22 protein-coding genes are annotated in these 22,603 nt (G+C 37.0%); 8 read left to right on the forward strand and 14 right to left on the reverse strand.

What is annotated here, in order from left to right:
* Positions 1-13 precede the first annotated feature (13 nt).
* The 3 genes from AC4CUY_RS08595 to AC4CUY_RS08605 all read right to left on the reverse strand — a co-directional run bounded on the left by AC4CUY_RS08595 (position 14) and on the right by AC4CUY_RS08605 (position 1,754).
* Entirely contained in the window at positions 14-511 is a 498-nt protein-coding gene (locus AC4CUY_RS08595; protein ID WP_490773980.1) for a metal-dependent hydrolase, read from the reverse strand.
* Positions 512-679: 168 nt separating this feature from the next.
* Positions 680-1,015 (reverse strand): L-valine transporter subunit YgaH, encoded by a 336-nt coding sequence (gene ygaH / locus AC4CUY_RS08600; protein ID WP_004821146.1) that lies wholly within the window; start codon positions 1,013-1,015, stop codon positions 680-682.
* Position 1,016: 1 nt separating this feature from the next.
* The gene (locus AC4CUY_RS08605) at positions 1,017-1,754 is read right to left on the reverse strand and encodes an AzlC family ABC transporter permease (RefSeq protein ID WP_004720941.1); all 738 of its coding nucleotides are present in this window, start codon (positions 1,752-1,754) and stop codon (positions 1,017-1,019) included.
* Positions 1,755-1,856: 102 nt separating this feature from the next.
* Between AC4CUY_RS08605 and AC4CUY_RS08610 the strand changes: the two genes are divergently transcribed.
* Positions 1,857-2,339 carry a hypothetical protein gene (locus tag AC4CUY_RS08610; RefSeq protein WP_419327423.1) on the forward strand — a complete coding sequence of 161 codons (483 nt, stop codon included), beginning with the start codon at positions 1,857-1,859 and terminating at the stop codon, positions 2,337-2,339.
* Positions 2,340-2,418: 79 nt separating this feature from the next.
* Here the strand turns inward: AC4CUY_RS08610 and AC4CUY_RS08615 are convergent, their stop codons facing one another.
* Both AC4CUY_RS08615 and AC4CUY_RS08620 read right to left on the reverse strand, forming a co-directional pair.
* Positions 2,419-2,826, reverse strand: coding sequence for a hypothetical protein (locus AC4CUY_RS08615; protein WP_419359254.1), 408 nt, complete (start codon positions 2,824-2,826; stop codon positions 2,419-2,421).
* 168 nt (positions 2,827-2,994) lie between these two features.
* On the reverse strand, positions 2,995-3,696 hold the full coding sequence (locus AC4CUY_RS08620) for a Crp/Fnr family transcriptional regulator (protein WP_336953018.1): 702 nt from the start codon (positions 3,694-3,696) through the stop codon (positions 2,995-2,997).
* Positions 3,697-4,026: 330 nt separating this feature from the next.
* Here AC4CUY_RS08620 and AC4CUY_RS08625 point away from each other — a divergent pair, with 330 nt between their 5' ends.
* Complete coding sequence (locus AC4CUY_RS08625; RefSeq protein WP_483769974.1) at positions 4,027-4,569, forward strand: Mpo1 family 2-hydroxy fatty acid dioxygenase; 543 nt, start codon at positions 4,027-4,029, stop codon at positions 4,567-4,569.
* Positions 4,570-4,791: 222 nt separating this feature from the next.
* Here the strand turns inward: AC4CUY_RS08625 and AC4CUY_RS08630 are convergent, their stop codons facing one another.
* Positions 4,792-5,403, reverse strand: a complete 612-nt coding sequence (locus AC4CUY_RS08630; protein ID WP_490773981.1) for a superoxide dismutase — start codon at positions 5,401-5,403, stop codon at positions 4,792-4,794.
* Positions 5,404-5,868: 465 nt separating this feature from the next.
* Positions 5,869-6,960 carry a redox-regulated ATPase YchF gene (gene ychF, locus AC4CUY_RS08635; RefSeq protein WP_490773982.1) on the reverse strand — a complete coding sequence of 364 codons (1,092 nt, stop codon included), beginning with the start codon at positions 6,958-6,960 and terminating at the stop codon, positions 5,869-5,871.
* 324 nt (positions 6,961-7,284) lie between these two features.
* Between ychF and AC4CUY_RS08640 the strand changes: the two genes are divergently transcribed.
* Positions 7,285-7,746 carry a hypothetical protein gene (locus AC4CUY_RS08640; RefSeq protein ID WP_336953012.1) on the forward strand — a complete coding sequence of 154 codons (462 nt, stop codon included), beginning with the start codon at positions 7,285-7,287 and terminating at the stop codon, positions 7,744-7,746.
* A gap of 101 nt (positions 7,747-7,847) precedes the next feature.
* On the opposite strand, the gene AC4CUY_RS08645 is transcribed toward AC4CUY_RS08640, so the two are convergent.
* The 7 genes from AC4CUY_RS08645 to AC4CUY_RS08675 are packed head-to-tail and all read right to left on the reverse strand — an operon-like array spanning position 7,848 to position 15,261.
* Positions 7,848-8,507, reverse strand: coding sequence for a methionine ABC transporter permease (locus AC4CUY_RS08645; RefSeq protein WP_336953011.1), 660 nt, complete (start codon positions 8,505-8,507; stop codon positions 7,848-7,850).
* A complete protein-coding gene (locus AC4CUY_RS08650; protein ID WP_336953010.1) occupies positions 8,488-9,558 on the reverse strand; it encodes a methionine ABC transporter ATP-binding protein in 1,071 nt (356 codons plus the stop codon). Before AC4CUY_RS08650 ends, AC4CUY_RS08645 begins: the two co-directional genes overlap by 20 nt.
* Before the next feature lie 11 nt (positions 9,559-9,569).
* Entirely contained in the window at positions 9,570-10,406 is an 837-nt protein-coding gene (locus AC4CUY_RS08655) for a MetQ/NlpA family ABC transporter substrate-binding protein (RefSeq protein WP_419327427.1), read from the reverse strand.
* A 10-nt stretch (positions 10,407-10,416) separates the two neighbouring features.
* Entirely contained in the window at positions 10,417-11,298 is an 882-nt protein-coding gene (locus AC4CUY_RS08660; protein ID WP_490773983.1) for a MetQ/NlpA family ABC transporter substrate-binding protein, read from the reverse strand.
* A gap of 55 nt (positions 11,299-11,353) precedes the next feature.
* Positions 11,354-12,787 carry an LLM class flavin-dependent oxidoreductase gene (locus AC4CUY_RS08665; protein WP_490773984.1) on the reverse strand — a complete coding sequence of 478 codons (1,434 nt, stop codon included), beginning with the start codon at positions 12,785-12,787 and terminating at the stop codon, positions 11,354-11,356.
* On the reverse strand, positions 12,787-14,019 hold the full coding sequence (locus AC4CUY_RS08670) for an SfnB family sulfur acquisition oxidoreductase (protein WP_490773985.1): 1,233 nt from the start codon (positions 14,017-14,019) through the stop codon (positions 12,787-12,789). The genes AC4CUY_RS08665 and AC4CUY_RS08670 overlap by 1 nt, the downstream gene beginning before the upstream one ends.
* A gap of 36 nt (positions 14,020-14,055) precedes the next feature.
* Positions 14,056-15,261, reverse strand: coding sequence for an SfnB family sulfur acquisition oxidoreductase (locus tag AC4CUY_RS08675; RefSeq protein WP_490773986.1), 1,206 nt, complete (start codon positions 15,259-15,261; stop codon positions 14,056-14,058).
* 396 nt (positions 15,262-15,657) lie between these two features.
* On the opposite strand from AC4CUY_RS08675, the gene AC4CUY_RS08680 reads away from it, so the two are divergent.
* From AC4CUY_RS08680 to AC4CUY_RS08700, 5 genes are all read left to right on the forward strand, one after another.
* Positions 15,658-16,422, forward strand: coding sequence for a glutathione S-transferase family protein (locus AC4CUY_RS08680; protein WP_004821170.1), 765 nt, complete (start codon positions 15,658-15,660; stop codon positions 16,420-16,422).
* Positions 16,423-16,493: 71 nt separating this feature from the next.
* A complete protein-coding gene (locus AC4CUY_RS08685) occupies positions 16,494-16,868 on the forward strand; it encodes a hypothetical protein (RefSeq protein ID WP_336953003.1) in 375 nt (124 codons plus the stop codon).
* A gap of 317 nt (positions 16,869-17,185) precedes the next feature.
* Positions 17,186-17,455, forward strand: a complete 270-nt coding sequence (locus tag AC4CUY_RS08690; RefSeq protein WP_419327432.1) for a hypothetical protein — start codon at positions 17,186-17,188, stop codon at positions 17,453-17,455.
* A gap of 697 nt (positions 17,456-18,152) precedes the next feature.
* Positions 18,153-20,792 (forward strand): bifunctional aconitate hydratase 2/2-methylisocitrate dehydratase, encoded by a 2,640-nt coding sequence (locus AC4CUY_RS08695; RefSeq protein WP_490773987.1) that lies wholly within the window; start codon positions 18,153-18,155, stop codon positions 20,790-20,792.
* A 178-nt stretch (positions 20,793-20,970) separates the two neighbouring features.
* Positions 20,971-21,471 (forward strand): hypothetical protein, encoded by a 501-nt coding sequence (locus AC4CUY_RS08700; protein ID WP_419327433.1) that lies wholly within the window; start codon positions 20,971-20,973, stop codon positions 21,469-21,471.
* Positions 21,472-22,603 lie beyond the last annotated feature (1,132 nt).

Raw genomic sequence — 22,603 nt, forward strand, 5'->3', positions numbered from 1 at the left:
AATAATTTTTTGATCAATTCTTTTTACCAACCAACATAATCAATGCAATAAGGCAGATCAGTAGTTCTATAAAAAACGACCAATGCAGAATAAAGTTTAACCACCACGGCTGATAACGTGAGCTTACTTCAAAAAACACATAGGGTTGATCAATAAACGGTGCAAAAAGCCAAACATCACCTACAAAAGTATCCAACCCGATATGTAGCAGGGCAGCACCCGAAAAAAGACTGATCATTAGGGCAGGATTAGCCGTATATTTTGAATGGATGAAATAAAATAAAGCAATTAGAAAGATTGGAATCCAAAATGAAAACCAATGTAAAAAATACTTATGGTGGTGTACCGATCTATGATCGAATAAATAGAAATAGAATAAATCAATATCAGGAAAAACTGCACCAAGCATAATCAGCGTAAAAAAAGCTTTATTGGTGATTTTTGTCTGTTTAAATTTCTGGAGTAAAAGTTTAGCAAGTATATAGCCAGAAGGTAAGTGTGCGATAAACATATCAAGTTGCGTATTTTAAATATTATATTGGAAAGAAATCATACACAACCAATTAATTCACATGGTTTTTTATTGTAAATTGATTAGATGGAAGCATTTTAAATCCTAGAGACTTTAATTTTAAACGCTGATTTGCTGATGCATTAAAATGAACTACAATCAACAAAACTACAAATAGGTATAGACCAAACCATAGGCTAATGCTGCTGTGAGAGTCGCCAAGACAATTCTTTTAAATTTAAAATACAATCCTGTGAGTACAATAAAGCCCACCAACATCGCAAAACTTTTATTTGGGGTTTCGATCAATGGCGGAAGAGTGGCAACAATTAACATTGAACTGATTGCTGCAATGCCGATACTGCCTAATGCAATTTTTAACCATGTTGCGCCACGAGATTGTGTGTGTTGTTGGCTTTTTTGCAGCAGATAGAATGGACCAAAGCGTGAAGCAAAGTTTGCAATACCGACCAATATCCCCACCAAAATAATCTGTAAATCCACTTTAAATACTCACTTCATCAGTTTGCTTTAAAACATAATGTTTAAATAATCCCGCTAAAATTCCAGAGGCAATCCCAATAAAAATTGCTGCAGACATGTTGATAAAATAACAGGCCAATGCGGAAACCACTAAAGATACGGCAACCACAAAAGTATGTTTTTTCTCAAAGGCTGCCAGTAAGAAGCTTAAGAACAATGCAGGTAACAAGAAGTCTAAAGCGGCTTGTAAAAATTGCGGTAAGTCGCTGACTTGATCTGCAAATAAACCGCCTAAAAATGAACCTAAGGCCCATGACATCCAGCTAAACAAGCTGAGTCCTAGCATCCAAGACTCTGACCATTCTTGACGACGTTGGGAAAGTTTAATCATTCCAGCCGCAAAAACTTCGTCGGTTAAACCCCATGCCCATACTGCAGTCTTTTTTAGGTTTAAACGGTCCTGAATCAGGTTTTGTAAGGCTGGCCCGTAAAGTACGTGGCGAATATCCAGTGCAATGACTGTAAGTGCTGTCATCCAAATAGATGTACCACTGCCCAATAATGCAACCACAAGAAATTGGCTAGCCCCAGCGTACATAGAGCAAGATAGAAATAAGGCTTCCCATGCACTAAAACCAAATTGGGTCGCTGATACACCAAAGGCAAAAGATACAGGTAGATAAGTAAAGATGATGGCTTGACTGTCTTTAGCGCCTTGCCAAAAGCCAGCAGTTTGGACTGAGGGATTGTGCTCTGACACAGGACACCTAAAACGAGAGTAAAACAAAAGGTAAAATCAAGATTGTGTATTCTACCCGAATTTACTAGCATAGTAGCGAAATGTTTATTTAGGCGTAACTTTATGTTCGCAAATCAGTCGAAATTATTATTGAGTATGACCTTGATGTTAGGTGTTTTAGGTTTACAAGCATGTGGTAATTCATCTTCTGAACCTAAAGAAAAAGTTGAAATTAAAGCTGCGCCAAAACTAACCAATGATGCGACAACCTATGCCAACGAAGCATGGAAATTGATTAATCAGGTTGAACCCTTTGTCTACCGTAAGCAATTAAATTTGATTGAAGATAATGTACGTAAACCTTTAAGAAAGTTAAGTACAGACTGGCGTATCAACGTCAAAATGACCGATTCAGTGACAGAAGGTAAATACGCTTTGTGTCGTAAAGCCATGACCAGTTTAGATACTTGGGCAAGATCGACATTGGAAAAAGATGGTGAGATGCAAAAAAATCAATCGCAATATGAACGTGATAAAGCACAATGTAAAGATGCAATTGAAAATCCAAGTTTAGGCAATACCAAAGCAAATAATAATATTTTTTAAATGGTCTTAGAAAAAATGGCGCAAATATGCGCCATTTTTTTAATTCATATGAACGTTCGTTAAGTAAGCTTTTCGTTGCTTAAGGTTTTAACGGATTGGTCGATGCTGTTTTCACGGCCTTGTCTTTAGCAGCAGTTGACTTTGTAGCGGCGTCATTTTTTACAGCTTTGGTTGTTGCTTCCGCTTTTGCTTTGCTTGCGGCAGTCTCTGTTTTTAGCTTTGTCGCTGCTTCTTTCGGTTTCGCTTCAACAGCTTTGGTTGCAGCTATGCTTTTGTCTTTGGCTTGAGTCACATCTGCTTTGGCTTTTGTGCTTGCAGTGGTCGCTTTTTGAGTCGCTTGAGCTGCAGGATTTGCAGCGACGCATTTGCCACCTTTATGGTTTGGGCCTGTACCACCAACCAATGTTGTACCTTTAGGACAAGCAAAAGCAGAAGCGCTAAGTACAGTGAATAATCCCGCTGTGAGCAATGTTGTGATTTTTTTCATTTATTTCAACTTTTATTGAGATGGCATTAGCGCCTCGCTAAAATATAATTGTATTTTTCACAAAGTAGAATAGATTATTTGTATATTTTATTTATGAAATGATTATATATTCCAGCCGTTTAAGGTGAATTTAATATTTATCTAAAAGTAGAAAAGTGATGTGTTAAATTAGAGTTGGCCTAGTGAGTGAGCAATAGAATGTAATTGCTTGATATCTAAAATTTCTATTTTTTTGAAGGCAATTTTTAAAACCCCTTGTTGTTCGAGTAAATGTAATTCTTGGTTAATGGTCTGACGTGAGCATTTGAGCAGCAATGCCAATTGTTCTTGTGATAAATGAATGATGTTATTTTCAATACGGATATGATTGCCATAGCCGTTTAAGATAAACATCAAACGCTGAGCTAATCGTTGTCGTATATGTTGGGTTTGAATTGAAATGAGTTCTAAAAAAGCATAGCGAAGTTTTTGACTGGTCAATTGCGCGATATGGAACCAATATTGCGGATAGTCATTTAAAATTTTCTGAATCGCTTGGCTGGGGAGATGTAAAATTAAACATTTTCCAACAGCAATTGCATCATGAGAACGTGGTTGCTGATCCACCAAAGAAATTTCTCCAAACCACATAATTGGTTCTGCAATAGCAGCAACGGATTCATTTCCTTCAATATCAATATAGCCTAAGCGTACCCGACCATCTAAGACGGCATAGATGCCATTAAATAGATCGCCTGATCTGAAAATCGCTTGATCACGCTCAAATTTTTGATAATGGGCTCGTTGTTGAATCAATTGTTGAAAAGGAATAGGCAGTTGTGAATACCATAAATTCTTTGATAATAATTCAAGATCCGTTGAATTCAGCACAATATGTCCTTTTATATATCATGGTTAATCTTTGCTTTGATTTTAAAATATATCTAACAGCAGTTAGTAGGGTAGAAATTACCTTAGATAAAATCAGTAACGATAAGCGCTGAGTAGAACCATTTACAATCCTCCTTCAAGAGCAATAATTTAGCGGAAATATGACACAATCACAGGCCATAATGTATCAATAAGTTTATTGTGAAAGCTGTTGTTATCTACTTCTTTGAAAATTTAAATGAAAAATCAATTCAAGTTGTCAGGTAGACGACAACTTTTATCTTAGCGCTTTTATATAGTGAAATGAAGAGATTAACAAGGACGCTGAAAATGAATAGATTAGAGCAACTTCTTAGCCAATACGCAGCTTATCATTTAGACCATAAAAATGTATTTACGCATTTTATTGGTATTCCGATGATCGTATTTTCAATCATGTGTTTAACGGCTAGAGCAGGGGTGATGCTTTCAAGTTTTGAAATCACTTTGGCATTGATTCTATTGGTTTTAAGTGTGATTTATTATTTGAGTCTGGATAAATCATTGGGCTTTTTAATGTTGGTTATTTATGCAGTAACCTATCCATTTGCCTATAAAATTGCGCAATTGGGCATGGGAACTTGGTTAAGTATTAGTATTGGTACTTTTGTTGTAGGATGGGTATTCCAATTTGTAGGGCATTTTTATGAAAAGAAAAAACCCGCATTTGTTGACGATTTAGTCGGTTTAGCAATTGGTCCATTATTTGTTTTAGCTGAATTTGTATTCTTGCTGGGTTTTCGTAAAGATCTACAAGAAAAAATGCTAACAGAAGCGAGAAAGCAACGAACTGCCATGGATGAAAAATCATTAGACGCTTTACACGCGAAATAATTAGAAAGATAAAGAATCTAGTTCATGATAAAACCCTTTAAGTCAGTAATTTAAACTGACTTAAAGGGTATCGACTTCTATATTTTTGTTTGTCTTAGAATAAGAATTCTTTGATAAAAATCACTAAACCAAAGAAAAAAATGGCGCAACCAATATAAAATTTTATTTTTTTAATCAGTGAAGAATTGAAGATTGGCATCGTCATATGGTCTGTATAGTATTTCATTGGATTGCTTCTAAATAACGGCGATTCACTTCTTCCCAATTCACAACATTATAAAATGCCGCAATATATTCGGGACGACGATTTTGGTATTTTAAATAATAAGCATGTTCCCAGACATCTAAAGCCAGAATCGGGATATTTCCATTCATCAGTGGTGAATCTTGATTGGCACTGCTTTCTACGATGACTTTCTTTTCAGGGGTAACGCTCAACCATGCCCAGCCACTGCCAAATCGTGTCAGTGCTGCTTTGGTAAAATCTTCTTTGAAGTTTTCAAAACCGCCAATATCTCTGTCAATTGCTTCAGCGATTTGTTTAATTGGCTCTCCACCACCTTGAGGACTCATTACTGTCCAGAATAAAGAGTGGTTAGCATGTCCACCACCATTATTAATCACGCTATTTTTAAGATCAGCAGGAACTTCATTCACTTTTGAAACCAGTTCTTCAATCGACAACTTTTCCCATGGCGTACCTTCAACTGTAGCATTGATATTATTGATATAGGTTTGATGGTGCTTGGTATGGTGGATTTCCATTGTTTTTGTATCAATATTAGGTTCAAGTGCATCGTATGCATAAGGCAGTTGTGGAAGCGAGTAAGCCATGAATCAATCCTGTTATGTTAAGTATAGTGATAATGCTAATAATTATCATTATTATATATGAGCATCAAAAGTGCAACCAACTTAAATTTATTATTGTGTAGCTGATTTCAAAATAGAGATGATCAATTGAGGCAGGGGCTTAGCGATAGACGCTTGGCGCGTTTTAAGATGTAAATAAATATCGCGTATATTTACTGGAATATTATAATTTTAAATGTTGATATTTTTTTATAAAAACCTGAATACGTGTTTCATTAAAAAGCAGAGTTAAAATTAGATCGATAAGGGGAATGGTCAAAGTGATCCGCAAATCAATCAACAGATCGTTGAATCTAGATTTAAAAAACAAGTTTTAAGTATTCGTCAGACATTTATAAACCAAACTAAAACCAGCGAAAGATTCTATGATGAAAAAAAACAGGTTGAAGAAGTCTTCAACCTGTCTCATCAAAGAATGAGATCTGCTTATACGTTAAAACGGAAGTGCAAGACATCACCATCTTGAACGATGTAAGTTTTACCTTCTAAACGCCATTTTCCTGCTTCTTTAGCGCCGTTTTCACCGTTGTATTGGATGAAATCATCATAAGCGATACATTCTGCACGAATAAAGCCTTTCTCAAAGTCAGTGTGGATTACACCCGCAGCTTGAGGTGCAGTTGCACCCACTTTTACAGTCCAAGCACGTACTTCTTGAACACCTGCTGTAAAGTAAGTTTGTAAGCCAAGTAAGCTATAACCTGCACGAATCACCACATTTAGACCTGGTTCTTCCATACCTAATGCTTCAAGGAATTCAGTACGATCTTCATCATCCAACAATGAAATTTCAGCTTCGATTTGGTTGCAAAGCGGAACAACGATTGCATTTTCCTCAGCAGCTAACTTTTTCACAGCTTCAAGGTGTGGGTTGTTTTCAAAACCATCTTCTGCAACGTTTGCAATATACATGGTTGGTTTTAATGTCATTAAACCAAAACCACGCACAAGTTTACGTTCATCATCATCTAAATCAGCTGCACGAGCAGGCTTGCCTTCATCAAGTAAAGGTAGAATTTTTTCTAAAACAGATTTTGTTGCAAGCGCTTCTTTATCACCGCTTTTAGCTGATTTTGCCAAACGTGTAACTGCTTTCGTTACGGTTTCTAAGTCAGCAAGTGCAAGTTCAGTATTAATCGTTGCAATATCATCTAATGGATCAATTTTACCATTTACATGAATTACGTTTTCATCTTCAAAACAGCGTACAACGTGTGCAATTGCATCAGTTTCACGGATATTTGCAAGGAATTGGTTACCCAAACCTTCGCCTTTAGATGCACCTGCAACTAAACCTGCAATATCGACAAATTCCATCGTAGTTGGAATAACACGTTGTGGTTTAACAATGGCTGTTAATTTGTCTAAACGTGGATCAGGTACAGGTACGATGCCTGTATTTGGTTCAATGGTACAGAATGGGAAGTTTTCCGCAGCAATAGCAGCTTTAGTCAATGCATTGAAAAGTGTAGATTTACCAACGTTCGGCAAGCCGACAATACCGCAATTAAAACCCATGAAATAACTCACAAAGTGTTATATAAAAATTGCGGATGATTTTACATGAAAGCCATGACAAAGTCAGGTCTGCGACCTATAAGTTTTTAAACAGATCATGACTATATTATATCCTGTGCTAAATATTTGAGTGTAAATAGAGTTTTATTGAGCAAAAATAATAGTGCAGTTAGAGAAATTGTGAAGGCATATAAATTCTATTGACTAGGATATTCCCAACCCTAGTATGCTTATATCTATACAATATTTACCTGATTTCAGGGATATGTTGATCAATGTTTATTGGTTATTTTTTAACTTCCTTATTGAATAGCAGTACTTAAAATGACTAAACATTATTCAAATGTAAACCTTGTCAATAAGACAAATAAGACTATATCAGAAATCAAGTTTTTACATCGTTATGATTCAGATGTATATAATTATGGCGATAAGGACATTTTAGAGAAAGAAAAACCTTATTTGATTTGTGTCGCAGAATATTGGACAGGTTTTCTAAGAGTCGGTGTAGATTATTGGTGGATCCAATTTAAACTCGAAAATAAAACATATACTTGCAAGGCTAATTTCTTTTGTACGTTAATGTCAGAAGATGGTGGTAAAGATGTGACTGTCGAAGTGCATACTGACAAAATGTATATTAAACCAGCCAAGTCCAGTAGTTGCTATGTTGGTTTATATGAGCCTTCACTTCTTGCTGAACAATTTGAACAAGAGTTGATATTGTCTGGTATAGCGACTGAACCTCAACCGGCTTCAGCATTTAAAAAATGTAATTGCGATTAATGCAAATGTTATAATTTTAGAATAATCGTTATTTAAAAGGAACTAAATCTTCCTTTTAAATAACGTCATAGGGTTCGTATTTTAAAAAAGGATCAATCCGTTCAAATCTTCCGCTTATCCAACTGGCTTGCCAAACTGTCACCAAATGCCTGAACGATCATGACCAAAGCCACCAAGACTACAATCACAGCAAACATCATTTGCATATCAAAGCGTTGATAACCATAACGGTAGGCAATATCACCTAAGCCACCAGCACCAATTGCACCCGCAATTGCAGAGGAGTTAATCATGGTGACAATTGTGACTGTAAAACCTGCCACAATACCGGGAAGGGCTTCAGGTAAAAGCACATGCCAAACAATTTGCTTACGGTTACAGCCCATTGCTTGTGCAGCTTCGATTAGACCTTGATCGACTTCACGCAAGCTAACTTCTGCAATACGGGCAAAAAAAGGTGTCGCGGCTAACGTTAATGGAACAACAGCTGCCCAGACTCCGTAACTGGTTCCGACAATCCAACGGGTTAAAGGAATCAGTGCCACCATTAAAATCAAAAAGGGAACAGATCGGGTAATATTAATCACCGTGCCTAATGCATGGTTAATCTTTTTAGATGGATAAATCCCTTGCTCAGATGTATTGACCAAAATCACGGCCAAAGGTAAACCGATCAAAAAGGCAACAATGGCAGATACACCAACCATCAGTAAGGTATCTATGGTTCCGGTCAGCAATAAATCAATGAGTTGCTCTTGCATAGCCAAGTACCTCTATTTGCGCAATTTGATGTTTTAACCTTTCTTGTAAATTATGCAGGTCTAAATGGGTTTGTTCAGTACCGACAATCAGTGTTCCAATCAAATGGTTTTGGATATTGTCGATGTGACTTTGATATAAATGTACCGATTTTTCAAAAACTTTAAAAAGTTCCACTAAATCAGGTGAGTTTTTCGGATCGGTTTCATAACGTAGTTTTAAAATGCTATGGGTGGAATCTTGTTGCAGCTCTGTATGCACTGGAAAGGGCAAATCGAGCTGTTCTAGGTTTAACAATTCTTGTGTGATTTTCTGCTGAGGCTGTGAAAACACGGACCAGACTTGTCCTGACTCAACAATTTCACCATGTTCAATCACCACCACTTGATCGCAAATTTCACGAATTACTTGCATTTCATGGGTAATTAAAACAATGGTAATCCCCAATTCTCGATTGATTTTTTTCAACAAGGATAAAACCACTGAGGTACTTTCAGGATCAAGTGCAGACGTTGCTTCATCACACAATAATATTTCTGGATGATGCACCAGCGCACGAGCAATACCAACACGTTGCTTTTGACCACCAGACAGCTGTGAAGGGTAGTTATGTGCTTTATTTCCCAATCCGACCAGATCTAAAACATCGTTGACACGTGTTTCAATTTCAGCTTTATCGACATGGGCAATTTTTAAAGGCAATGCCACATTGTCCCAAACGGTTTTGGCAGACATTAAATTAAAATGCTGAAAAATCATCCCGATTCTTTGCCGTGTTTGAATCAATTCAGCATGACTGAGTTCAGCCAAATTCTGTTGATGAATATGAATACTGCCTTCAGAAATACCTTCTAAACCATTTAAGGTTCGGATTAAGGAAGATTTACCTGCACCACTTTTACCGATGATGCCGAAAATCTTGCCTTGAGGAATATCTAAGTTGATATTTTTTAATGCATGGATCTGTTGATCTTGCCCATCATAGTATTTATTCAGATCACGAATTTTGATATGAGGGACTGAAAAATCAACATGCGAACCGAAACTCACCATTTCTATTCTCCTTATTTCCAGCCTGCAAACCACATATCTTTGCCGAAATCTTTATCTAAAATATCTCGAACTTGCTGTGAGTTTTGGAAAGCTTGAATAAATTTCTCTAACTTTTGATTTTTGTCTTGATAATCGGTACGTGTCACAAAAAGAATGGCGTACTTTTTATCAACGGGATCTAAAAACAGCGCACTATGCGGATCGGCTTTTTTTGCCATATTTAAGTAATGCGGAAAACCAAAAATCAGATCTGCATCATCATAAGCTAAAGCTGTTTGTGGACCTTCAACTTCCAAAAACTTCAAGTGTTTTGGGTTTGTAACAATATCTTGAAGTGTTGAAAGTTCATTGTTGATGTCTTTGATTTGAATTAACCCAGCGCGGTGTAGCAAGATCAAAGCACGCGCAGAGTTAACGGGGTCACTGGGGATGACAACACGAGCATTTTGAGGTAAAGCTGCTAAGGATTTATATTGTTTTGAATATAAACCGACATGGCTGCCGCTACCTGTACCAAAAGCATGCAAATCGTAATTGGTTTGTTTAATGGCATTTTTTAAAAATACACTTTGTTGGAAAAAGTTGGCGTCAATGTCACGGTTTTGCACCGCAACATTGGGCGCTTGCCAATCTGAAAATTCGACCAGTTTGACATGGATACCATCTTTCTCTACCTCTTTGGCAACTGTTTGTAGTAATTCTGCATAAGGTGGGCTAATGCCAATCGTGAGTACATTATCCTTTTGTTGATTTTGTACATAACGATAGGTAAACAGCCCCAATAATACGATGACAACAGCAAGACCAATCAGCAGGTTCTTGTTTTTGAGTTTGGAAACTTGGGACATGAGTTATTCCTTATTTCCAACCAGGGAACCATAAATTTTCACCAATATCATCATTCAAAGCCTGTTTGACCTTGTCCGAAGTCTGGTAAATTTTTACAAACTCTTTTAACTGTTTGGCTTTTTCTGGGTGCTTTTGCTCATAGTCATCTTTTACGACAAACAAGATCGCATAACGGGTATTGGTATTATCATCGAGTAATAATGCTTTGTTTGGATCAATGGTTTTTGCAAGACGTAAATAAAGCGGGTAGCTAAATACTAAATCAGCATCATCTACAGCACGCGCAGTTTGAGGTCCTTCAACTTCAATAAATTTAAAGTTTTTAGGATTTGAGATAATGTCTTGTAAGTTCGATAAATGGTTATTCGGATTTTTTAAGGTGATGAGTTTTGCCTGTTGCAAAAGCAACAGTGCGCGACCTTGGTTGACTGGGTCATTTGGAATTACTACTCGTGCATTTTCAGGGACAGCCGCTAAGGAATCATATTTTTTAGAATATAAGCCCACATGAGTTGCCACACCTGTGGCAATCGGTTTCAGTTTAAAATCAGTTTCTTTTAATGCATTGGTTAAAAATGGTTGGTGTTGGAAATAGTTTGCATCAATATCACCATGATTTAGTGTGATATTCGGTGTGTTCCAATCTGAAAATTCTACCAGTTTAATATGAATCCCTTGTTTCTTGGCTTCCTCTGCTGCAACTTGTAAAGGCTTGGCAAAGGGTGGGCTAATACCAATGGTGATTTCTTCTGAACCGGCTTTTTTATGTTGGTTCCAATAAAAAAGTCCTGCAATCACGGCAATAATGATCACACCAAACAGAATAAATTTATTCTTGGAGCCTGATTTTTTGGATGGATTACCATTTGCAGGTGAGTTTATTTGAGTCATGTGACACCCCTTAAAGTGAAATTATTCAATTCATCATGTTTGCTGATTAGGTTATTTAGGCAGTTTGCTTTTGCCGATCTGCCGTTTCGATGCTGTTGTTATGATTTGAGTTTTGACATCGAAAATCAGCAGCAGGGTGTTGTTGAGTTAAATGATCACCCTGTTTAAAGATTTTGTTACGTAAAGAACCATTTTCATATTTGGTTTTAAATCTGCCACGTTGTTGAAGTTCAGGAATAACAAAACGAATAAAGTCATGATGTGATTCAGGCGCAACAGTACGAGTTAAGTTAAAGCCATCAATACCTGTTTCATCAATCAACTGAATTAATTTTTCAGCAATTGTTTCACCACTTCCAACAATCAGTGGATAACGACCACCGAGTTGATGCTGTGCTTTAAGATCGTTAGGCGTGATCTGGTTTTCCTTAAATTTATTATTGACTGAAGCAATACTATTGGTTTGTTGATATGGGATTGCCTCATCATCAGCATATTTGGATAGGTCTATACCGACTGAACTTGAGAAATGTGCTAAACCTGCTTCTGGACTTGCATAGCGGGCATATTCAACTAATTTTTCTTGAGCTAATTCATCTGTTTCTGCTGTAACCACTGTGATTCCCACAAAGATTTTAATATCTTCGGGATTACGGCCTTGTTGCACAGTCAATTCTCGAATCTTGTCCACTTGTTGTTTGATTTTTGCAGGTTGATCACCCCCAATAAAGACACATTCCGCATGACGTGTGGAGAATGCTAAACCGCGTGGTGAAGCACCTGCTTGAAAGAGCACAGGGGTACGCTGTGGTGAAGGTGAGACTTGGAAAACACCTTGGCTTTGATAAAAACGCCCTTGATGGTTAATTTGATGAACTTTTTTAGGGTCAGTAAAAATACGCTTTTGCTTATCTTTTTGTATTGCATCATTTTCCCAAGAACCTTCCCAAAACTTATAGCAAAGCTCTAAAAATTCTTCAGCTTGTTCATAACGTAAGTCATGATCTTTTAAACCTTTTTGCCCAATTAAGCGTTCAGCACTGTCCAAATACCCCGTCACAATATTCCAGCCAATCCGACCTTGTGTCAGATGATCTAAACTCGCGAAGCGCCGTGCGAATTGGTACGGAGTTTCGTAACTTAAGTTTACGGTCACGCCAAAACCTAGATTTTGGGTTACAGCTGCCATTGCGGAAATCAGGGTAGATGGGTCATGACTCGGCAGTTGGATGGACTCTTTTAAGGTTAAATCTATACCATTCTGGTAGACATCATAAACACCGGTAATGTCTGCGATAAACAACCCATCAAATAAACCTTGCTCCAAGGTCTTAGCGAGATCAGTCCAGTAATTGAGCTCATTAAAACGATGAGATTCATCACGCGGATGGGTCCATAAGCCGTGATTGATATGGCCGACACTGTTCATGTCAAAAGCATTGAGTAAAATTTGTTTTTTAGGTGCTGTATGTTGAGATGTATGTGTCATTACAATGTCCCTCTGCGTGGTGGAAGGATGTTGTTTAATACATAGTTTCCAATAAAATAATATTTCCAGCGTGATGCATCATGCAGTGTATGTACCCGTACATTGCGCCAATGTCGATCTAAGCCATCGGCACGTTGACTACCGCGACTTCCGGCCAACTCGATCAATTTTGAAGACGCTTTTAATGCTGTTTCTGTACTGTGTGCACGGACTTTAGCTACATCTAGTGAGGCTTTGGCAATATTTTCAACTGTAGGTTGTGGTTTTGCTGCATCAATAGATTGAGCAGCTTGTTTTAATAAAACCTCACTTGCTCTTACATCAGCAGCAACACGACCTAATTCATAAATGGTCAGTGGATCTTGGTCTGCACGTTCTACATTGGCATCAATCCATGCGCGTGCTTGTTTAACCCGTTCTATTGTTTCCTCAAATGCTGCACGCGCAATGCCTGTTTCAATCGCAGCATGCATAATTTGTGCAAATGGCCCAACAAGGGTGGGTTCAGAAAATGCAGTGTCAAAACGAATGACATATTCAGATTCAACAAAAACTTGATTGAATTTAACGGTACCACTGCCTGTGGTTTTTTGTCCAAAGCCTGACCAATCATTGATACGTTGTAAGCCTTGTGCATCTGCGGAAATAAAAGCCAAATATTCACGTTCTTCAGCATCACGAACTAATGTTGGAATACGATGGGCAAATAGACTGCCCGTGCAATAGAACTTTTCCCCATTGACCACATAACCATGTTCAGTTTGACTAATCTGGGTATGCTTTTGTGCAGCAGTCTTGGTCTTAAATTCAGCGAGAGCATTGCCAAAACGTGCGCCTTGAAGTACTTCGCTATAGATTTTTTTCTTTTGCTGCTCGGTGCCTGTATTACGCAATACTTCTAGTGCATAAAAATGGTTTTGAGGGATTTGACCAATAGAGCCATCTACGCCACTGAATAATGCAATTATTTTAGCAACAGTATGACTAGAGACCTCTGCACCACCATATTGCCGTGGTACTGTGATCGCCCATAACCCTGATTGACTAAAAGCTTCAACCTCATCAAATGGTAAAATTCTTTCAGCATCACGGAGTACCGCATTCTCTTTAAATTGCTGACTCAACTGTTGCGCGATTTCTAATGCTTCTTGATCATTTTGAATAATATGTGCTTGCGCAAAGGGATGATTGTGTACATCCAATGTTTTATTGATATCTTGATAAGTTGTCATATATATTTCCCTGATGAGTAACGAAGTTATTTAACTTTAAATCCACGCATGGCGTTGATTTTGCGTACCATTTAAGTAATAGTTTCCAATGGCATGAAGTTTCCAACGCACAGGGTCATGTAAGGTATGCACACGAGCATTACGCCAGTGTTGATCGAGATTATGAGTTTCTAGGCTTGAACGACTACCGCCCAATTCAAGTAATTTTTCAGAAATAAGTAGTGCTGCATCATTGGCATACACTTTTGCCTCAGCAACGATAATGGAGGCTTTACTGGCTTGTTCAGGACTGACGATATCTTGTGAATCTAATTGATCTAAATATTCTGCGGCTTCATCCAGTAATAAAATGGATGCATCGAGTAAGATATTGAGCTTACCGACTTCTTGTAGGGTATACGCTTCAAAACTGGCTTTATCCATATTGGCATCAATGATTGGACGCGCTTTATGGATTGCAGATAAAGTATCTGCAAACGCAGCTTCTGCAATGCCCACATCAATCGCAACCTGAATCAGTTGTGAGTACGCACCACGATATTTTGAAGCATCGGCAAGTGGTTTTTCATCCATAATAAGATCTGGGTGAACCACAACATTCTTTAAACGCACTGTTCCACTTGCCGTTGTACGTTGTCCAAAGCCATCCCAATCATCAACAATTTCAACACCGTCAGCTTTTGCATCAATAACAGTTAAAACAATATGACCATCTGGGTGAATTGCGCGTATCGCCAACCAATCGGCAAAATGTGAACCCGTTGAATAAAACTTCTCACCATTTAAAAGGTATTGACCATTGATCTGTTCTAAACGTGTTTCAATGGTGCGGGTATCTTTGGTATTACGTTCTGGACCACCGTTAGAAAGACGTTTACCATTTAAAATTTCAGTATAAATAAACTGTTTTTGCTGTTCATTGGCAATGTGCTCAATGGCATTTAACAAACCAAATTGATTCTGAGGAATCTGGCCAACACTGGCATCTGCCTTAGATAAAATACGGAAAACATGCGCAAGGGTTTTATTTGAAACTTGAGCGCCACCATATTTTTTGGCAATACGAATTCCGCCTAATCCTTTAAGGCTTAATTCTTGTATGACATCAACAGGTAAAATTCGTTGTTGATCACGTATATTTCGTTCTACCAAAGCAAAATCAGCAACTTGGTAAGCCGCATTTATGGCTTGTTGATCGTTTTGGATCACAAAGGCTGAGGTAGAAGAATTCAAACTAGACATATTGGCACCTTTCAATAGATACCAAAACGCTAAGCAATATTACGGTAAAAATTAAACGAACTATTGTGCTTAACTTATCTAAAAATATTGTTAGGATAAAAATCGCAAAGTTTTTTAATATTAAATATAAGCTAAATAATTGAAATTTATTATTTATTTTTGTTTTATCAGGTCTAGCTCTTAGTCGGAGTTAGCTTTGTTATTCCTATCGCGAATAAAGAATAAAGAAACTGATATAACCATAGAATAAGCATTGGGTCATATGACGAGCGATTGAAGTAAAAAGTACATTGTAATTCAGGTGATGAATGTCTAAAGTACATAAGATTACTCAGGATTAATCTTAACTTTTAGATTTATCTAAGCTTTTAATTAAAAAAATAATTTGGAGACTACATGCGTACGTTGTACCAATTCCCACTCTCGCATTACTGTGAAAAAGCCCGTTGGTTGCTTGATCATAAAGAATTGGATTTTGTTGCGCAGAATTTAATCCCAGGTGTCCATCGTGCATTTGCACAACTTAAAACAGGGCAAAACAAGCTGCCTATTTTAAAAGATGGAGAACGTTTTATTGCGGGGTCGACTCAAATCGCATTGTATCTAGATGATGTTTATCCTGAACATCGACTGCTTCGTACCGATCACACGCTTCGTGAAAAAACCTTAGAAATTGATCTGATTGCCAATGAGTTAGGTATTCATGTACGTCGTTGGGGATTGGCACATGCTTTAGCAGAAGGCGATGAACCGCTAGAAATTATGATTGGTGAAAAAGGCTATTTACGTCAATTTGAAAAAATTTCAAAGCCTATTCTAAAAACTATGGTTTCAAAAAGTTATCAATTGGACAAAGAGAAAGTCGAAGAATCTAAATACAATTTAGAGCTGACTATCGACAGTTTAAATAAGATCTTGATTGATAACGGTTGCCGCTATTTTGTGGGTGATCGCCTTGGTTTGGCAGATATTTCAGTATGTTCAATTCTTGCGCCTTTATTAGAATTACCTGCGACACCGTGGGAAAAGGAATATGCAGAAAATATTTCTCAAGAGTTTACTGAATTTAGCCAACATTTGTTAGAACTGCCTTTAGGGCAATACGTGAAAAGAATTTACGCAACTGAGCGCAATGCACGTGTAGATTGGCGAGGAATGTAAAATTTCAAAGCAAGAAACTCTCCAATTTACTGAAAAATTAAGTATCATAGTGTGGAATTGGAGATTTTTAAATGCAGAAGTTCGTAATTTTAGGTGCGATAAGCACTGTTTTATTGATGGTGGGTTGTACTGAGAAAAAGCCTGCAACTCCTGAAGAAATTTGGAAAGGTTACTGTACCAGTATTGGTAATGCTGCACGCTCTATTACTCTAGATCGTCAAAATGGGATTACCAAGAAAGAAGCAATTGAGTATGCAAATAAAGTCACTGATCCAACGACTAAAGGCTTTGTACTTGAGTATTTAGAAAAAGTCTATGCATTATCAGATGCAGAGCTAAAAGCGGATAAAGATGCAGTTCAAGCAAAGTTTAAGAACGAAGCATTTGAACAGTGTTTAAATACACCGCATGATCCGAAAAAAATGCCAGATTATAAACCGTTCTAAGGAGCGGTTTTTTTATGGCTTAAAGTACCAAAATAGGCAATATGCTTGGTTAGCAGACAATGAAAGAATAGAATTTGTGTAAATTAGAAATGCGAATCGTGAATGGTCAATACATTCACACTTTTGAGTGTCCATCCCTTTAAATCATTTATATGTGTTTTTTGCATAAAGATTACCATGTCGTGTTTTTTATGTTGGGTTATCGAGAATCTCTAAGTAATCGACAAGCCTCGTCACAAAAAATGATTAGCATATAAATTGAAAAGCATATATACAATATAGAAATAGAAAACAAAAAGTAGCATAGGAGTGAGACAATGGAAGTAGTTGCTTATTTACATAATGCAGATTTGCTCTTAGAAGATGACAATGGTGTCGCTGTGATTAGCGGAAGTCATTATGTGCTGAGTTTAGGTGATCAAGTTTTTTTCCAAGACGTCATTGACGAACGAGCGAAGTTATACCAAGTAAAAATTTCATTTGCGTGTACTGAACATTCAATGTTTCATGAAGATGAAGTGCAAATGAAATTTGAAGGTTGTCGTACAGAATTTCAAAAGTATGTAGACAGTACAACAGTCCACTAAGGTGGAATGTACTTTGCTCTAAAAAAAAGGCAACATATGTTGCTTTTTTTATGGCTAAAACAGTCTAAAAGCCATGTAGGCATAACTTCTTTCGGATTAAAGAGAAGTTCATGTTTTACAAAGATAAGGGTCTGCTGGCATTTCATAAATGGTTTGAGTTGTAGGCTAAAATTGAGCAGGCAAGGTATGAAACGAAGAGAATAGCGAGATTATTTTTGAGTTTCATAACGCAGACTGAGATAATTTTAGCCACAACCCTGAGCAAGAACAAAGTACTGCTTTGTTTGCAGCGCAAGGCGCAGCGGGGGGACTAGAGTGTTTTTTGCTGCTACATTGTTACGAACTATTCATTTAGAATGACTAAATTTCATATTTCATGCCTTGTATCATCTAAAAAACACCCGTAGTCGCAAACATAGACGAATTGTCAACAGACCCTGTATTTTTAGGGATTTTTCGATTTAATTTGAGAAATAATTTACATAAACGTCTGATGAAAGCGTACTGTGTAGAACTGTAGTTAAATGAAGCGAAAAGTGATGAGTATTTATTTATAAAATAATGGTCATCACGAATTAATACGCTCATTGCATTAACTTTTGGCTTGATTTTTAGTAAAATTTGACAGTCCATATTGCCTGTGAAGCTTTAATAAGCAGGAATTCACAGGTAAATTTTTAAAAAGAGGAATTACACCGTGCTAGAAGCTTACCGCCAACACGTTGCAGAACGTGCCGCACTCGGAGTCCCACCGAAGCCACTTGACGATGCTCAAACTGCTGACTTGGTTGAATTACTAAAAAATCCACCAGCGGGTGAAGAAGCATTTTTAGTAGATTTGCTTGAAAACCGTGTTCCAGCAGGTGTTGACCAAGCTGCATATGTAAAAGCTGCTTTCTTGACTGCTGTTGCTAAAGGTGAAGCGACTTCTCCATTGGTTTCTAAAGAGCGTGCGGTTTACTTATTAGGTACTATGCTTGGTGGTTATAACGTAGCACCTTTGGTTGAATTACTTGATGATGCTGCACTTTCAAGCTTAGCTGCTGAAGCATTGAAAAAAACGCTTCTTGTATTTGATGCGTTCCATGACGTTGCTGAAAAAGCCAAAGCGGGTAATGCAAATGCACAAGCTGTTATGCAATCTTGGGCTGATGCTGAATGGTTTACTAGCCGTAAAGACGTTCCAGAAGAAATCAAACTTACTGTTTTCAAAGTAACTGGCGAAACAAATACTGATGATTTGTCTCCTGCACAAGATGCTTGGAGCCGTCCAGATATCCCATTGCATGCAAACGCAATGCTTAAAAACGTACGTGATGGTATCAACCCAGAAGTTCCTGGTGAAGTTGGTCCATTAAACCAAATCAAAGAACTCATCGCAAAAGGCAACCAAGTTGCTTATGTTGGTGACGTTGTTGGTACCGGTTCTTCTCGTAAATCTGCGACTAACTCAGTGCTTTGGTTCTTTGGTGATGACATTGCTCACATCCCGAACAAAAAAGACGGTGGTTACTGCTTAGGTTCTAAAATCGCTCCAATTTTCTTCAACACAATGGAAGATGCTGGTGCGTTACCTGTTGAAATTGATGTTGCTAACATGAACATGGGCGATGAAATCGTTCTTAAAATTGATCATGCTGCAGCAAAAGTAACTGCATTTAAATCAGGCGAGCAAATCGCTGAATCTGAGTTGAAGACGCCTGTTCTTCTTGACGAAGTTCGTGCGGGTGGTCGTATCAACTTAATCGTTGGTCGTGGTTTGACAACTAAAGCGCGTGAAGCTTTAGGTCTGCCAGCATCTACTTTATTCCGTGTTCCAGTTCAACCTGAAAACACTGGTAAAGGCTTTACTCAAGCTCAAAAAATGGTTGGCCGTGCTTGTGGTCTTCCAGAAGGTCAAGGCGTTCGTCCAGGTACTTACTGTGAACCGAAAATGACGACTGTTGGTTCGCAAGATACGACTGGTCCGATGACACGTGATGAATTGAAAGACTTAGCTTGCTTAGGTTTCTCTGCTGATCTTGTGATGCAATCTTTCTGTCACACAGCTGCATATCCAAAACCAGTTGACGTTCAAATGCAACATACGCTTCCTGATTTCATCATGAACCGTGGTGGTGTTTCATTACGTCCAGGTGACGGTATTATTCACTCTTGGTTAAACCGTATGCTTCTTCCAGATACAGTTGGTACTGGTGGTGACTCACATACACGTTTCCCAATCGGTATTTCATTCCCAGCGGGTTCTGGTCTAGTCGCGTTTGCTGCTGCAACTGGTGTTATGCCATTAGATATGCCTGAGTCTGTACTTGTTAAGTTCAAAGGTAAAATGCAACCTGGTATCACGCTACGTGACCTTGTACATGCAATTCCTTACTACGCGATTCAAGCGGGTGACTTAACTGTAGAGAAAAAAGGTAAGAAAAACATTTTCTCTGGTCGTATCTTAGAAATCGACTTAACAGAAATGGAAACTGACCTAACTGTAGAGCAAGCATTCGAACTTTCTGATGCTTCTGCTGAACGTTCTGCTGCTGGTTGTTCAATCACACTTTCTGAAACGAAAGTTGCTGAATACCTGAACTCTAACATCACCATGTTGAAGTGGATGATTTCTCAAGGTTATGGCGATGCACGTACTATGGCTCGCCGTGTTGAGAACATGGAAAAATGGTTAGCGAATCCATCACTTCTTCAAGCTGATGCTGATGCTGAATACACTAAAGTGTATGAAATTGATCTTGCTGACATTAAAGAACCAGTTCTTTGCTGCCCGAACGATCCAGATGACGCTAAACTTCTTTCTGATGTTCAAGGCGTTAAGATTGATGAAGTATTCGTTGGTTCTTGTATGACGAACATTGGTCACTTCCGTGCAGCTGGTAAATTACTTGATAAAGTACCAGGTGGTTCATTGTCTACTCGATTATGGTTGGCTCCACCAACACGTATGGACGAGCATCAATTGATGGAAGAAGGTTTCTATAATATTTATGGTAAAGCTGGCGCGCGTACTGAAATGCCAGGTTGTTCATTATGTATGGGTAACCAAGCACGTGTAGCTCCGAACACTACTTGTGTATCGACTTCTACGCGTAACTTCCCGAACCGTTTAGGTCAAGGCGCAAATGTATACTTAGCTTCTGCTGAGCTTGCATCTGTTGCTGCGGTACTTGGCAAATTACCTTCTCCTGAAGAGTATCAACAATATGCTGCTCAAATTGACAGCATGTCTGCTGACATCTATCAATACTTGAACTTCGACAAGATGGGCGAGTATACAGATGCTGCTAAAGGTATCGATACTAAGAAAATTGCTGCTGCTCAATTAAGCTAATCTATTGAAAAATATATTAAATTGAGTTAAAACTAAGGGCTGATTATTCAGCCCTTAGTTTTATGTATAAAAATGCTTATATGTGCTATTTACTTAAATATAATGGTTAAAATGATATTCGAATGGTTTATACAATAGAGTAAAGGAATTACATCAATTTTATATAAACTGGTGAGAAATGGCTCAAGTACACGATTTTGTTGTCCTAGATAAAGAAACATATGCATATGAAGATCATATGCAACTGGTTAATCAAGTACCTTATGATGTTTCAATTCATGATGATCTTATTCTGTATTTTTATGATTTTTTACAATGGATACCTGCTTATAATCCCTCGATGGAAATAAGACATATGGGATTAAATCTTTATGGTGTAACTATTATTGACATTGATGGGGCTCAACAAGCATATGATTTATTTGTACATATCGTGGATATTCTTAAACTTTCACCAGAAACTTTAAAACTAAATGGTGGTTATTCTTATCAACTCGCAGATGATGAAGATCCGTTTAGTGAAAGTAAGGAATGTCGAATTGTCAGAAATAGTTTAAAACAAGAAAAATTAACCTATCAACGAGATGATATTATCGATCAATTTAAAAAAATAGCTGAATGTTTTAAAAAAGTCATTGATTCAAATGGACAATTATATGTTTTACATTTTGGAGTATAAAATTTTTTTAAAATATTAAGTGTAAAATGTATCTTATTATAATTAATCTATAACTATTTGAGATATCAAATATTCTATTTCAAATATGAAATGATCAGTTTCATCGATTCGAATGAAAATCGTTAACTATACTTTTTTATAATATTCATCATCATCTTTTTAAAATTCAAAATAACAATAATCGAATTAATATTTAGTGGGTCAAAATCAGTATTGATAGAGTCAAAAAATGCCAATAGCATAGGATAGATTTTTTGATCATCTATAAATGAGTTTGTATTTGGATTAAAATATTGAGAATAATAATCAATCTGAATATCTGAATATCTGAATATCTGAATATCTGAATATCTGAATATCTGAATATCTGAATATCTGAATATTCTGGATTTTCAAATTGAAATAATACAAATTTTTTATTTATATTACTGATGCTATTTGAGCAAATGGTAAATAATAATGCTATACAAAAATAGTCAAGCTATTGTTTATTCAATACTTTTATATTTAAATCAATTAAATAATTTTTAAGTGCTGTTTGAATGATAATAATAACATCTGCTAAGTCTGTAGAAATATTTTTAACAATATTTGAATGCTTCATCATTTTTCTAAATTTTAGTGAATGAGTGGGTATTGTATTGCAAAACTATTGTTTTTTTAAAACAATAGTTTTGATGCACAATATATTGCATTGCAATACGCTTAGGATACTTTGTTAAGCTAATATCAAGGAATGGATATAAGTCATGCAATACGTTATTTGCGAAAACGGAAGGGCTGGACTCAACAGCAATTAGCCGATTTTTTCCAATATTTCAAAAAGTAATATTTCCAATCTTGAGAATGGTAATCAAGCGTACAGTCCTGCAATACTCCGATACCTTGCGGAAGCTTTTAATTGTTCTGTCGCACAGCTATTCTTATTGGCTGAGAGTTTAGATGAGCAAGAGAATGTCTCAGAAAATTGGGATAAGATGCCTATCGATGCTTTATTTATACAATTACCCAAAGATATTCAAGATAACTTAAAACAACTGATATATAGTTTGATTCAAAATAAATCCTCGTAATCTATTTTTATAAGTAAATTATTACATTCAAATTTTTATTATTCTAAAATTTTAATGAT

Source organism: Acinetobacter sp. 778_lipA (assembly GCF_058242985.1).

Coding starts and splice junctions, on each gene's coding strand:
- ychF (WP_490773982.1), bottom strand. CDS start 6,960: ATGGGTTTTAATTGCGGTATTGTCGGCTTGCCGAACGTTGGTAAATCT.
- AC4CUY_RS08630 (WP_490773981.1), bottom strand. CDS start 5,403: ATGGCTTACTCGCTTCCACAACTGCCTTATGCATACGATGCACTTGAA.
- AC4CUY_RS08685 (WP_336953003.1), top strand. CDS start 16,494: ATGCAGAAGTTCGTAATTTTAGGTGCGATAAGCACTGTTTTATTGATG.
- AC4CUY_RS08615 (WP_419359254.1), bottom strand. CDS start 2,826: ATGAAAAAAATCACAACATTGCTCACAGCGGGATTATTCACTGTACTT.
- AC4CUY_RS08670 (WP_490773985.1), bottom strand. CDS start 14,019: ATGACAACTTATCAAGATATCAATAAAACATTGGATGTACACAATCAT.
- AC4CUY_RS08640 (WP_336953012.1), top strand. CDS start 7,285: ATGACTAAACATTATTCAAATGTAAACCTTGTCAATAAGACAAATAAG.
- AC4CUY_RS08675 (WP_490773986.1), bottom strand. CDS start 15,261: ATGTCTAGTTTGAATTCTTCTACCTCAGCCTTTGTGATCCAAAACGAT.
- AC4CUY_RS08680 (WP_004821170.1), top strand. CDS start 15,658: ATGCGTACGTTGTACCAATTCCCACTCTCGCATTACTGTGAAAAAGCC.
- AC4CUY_RS08655 (WP_419327427.1), bottom strand. CDS start 10,406: ATGTCCCAAGTTTCCAAACTCAAAAACAAGAACCTGCTGATTGGTCTT.
- AC4CUY_RS08595 (WP_490773980.1), bottom strand. CDS start 511: ATGTTTATCGCACACTTACCTTCTGGCTATATACTTGCTAAACTTTTA.
- AC4CUY_RS08660 (WP_490773983.1), bottom strand. CDS start 11,298: ATGACTCAAATAAACTCACCTGCAAATGGTAATCCATCCAAAAAATCA.
- AC4CUY_RS08625 (WP_483769974.1), top strand. CDS start 4,027: ATGAATAGATTAGAGCAACTTCTTAGCCAATACGCAGCTTATCATTTA.
- AC4CUY_RS08610 (WP_419327423.1), top strand. CDS start 1,857: ATGTTCGCAAATCAGTCGAAATTATTATTGAGTATGACCTTGATGTTA.
- AC4CUY_RS08690 (WP_419327432.1), top strand. CDS start 17,186: ATGGAAGTAGTTGCTTATTTACATAATGCAGATTTGCTCTTAGAAGAT.
- AC4CUY_RS08645 (WP_336953011.1), bottom strand. CDS start 8,507: ATGCAAGAGCAACTCATTGATTTATTGCTGACCGGAACCATAGATACC.
- AC4CUY_RS08650 (WP_336953010.1), bottom strand. CDS start 9,558: ATGGTGAGTTTCGGTTCGCATGTTGATTTTTCAGTCCCTCATATCAAA.
- AC4CUY_RS08700 (WP_419327433.1), top strand. CDS start 20,971: ATGGCTCAAGTACACGATTTTGTTGTCCTAGATAAAGAAACATATGCA.
- AC4CUY_RS08665 (WP_490773984.1), bottom strand. CDS start 12,787: ATGACACATACATCTCAACATACAGCACCTAAAAAACAAATTTTACTC.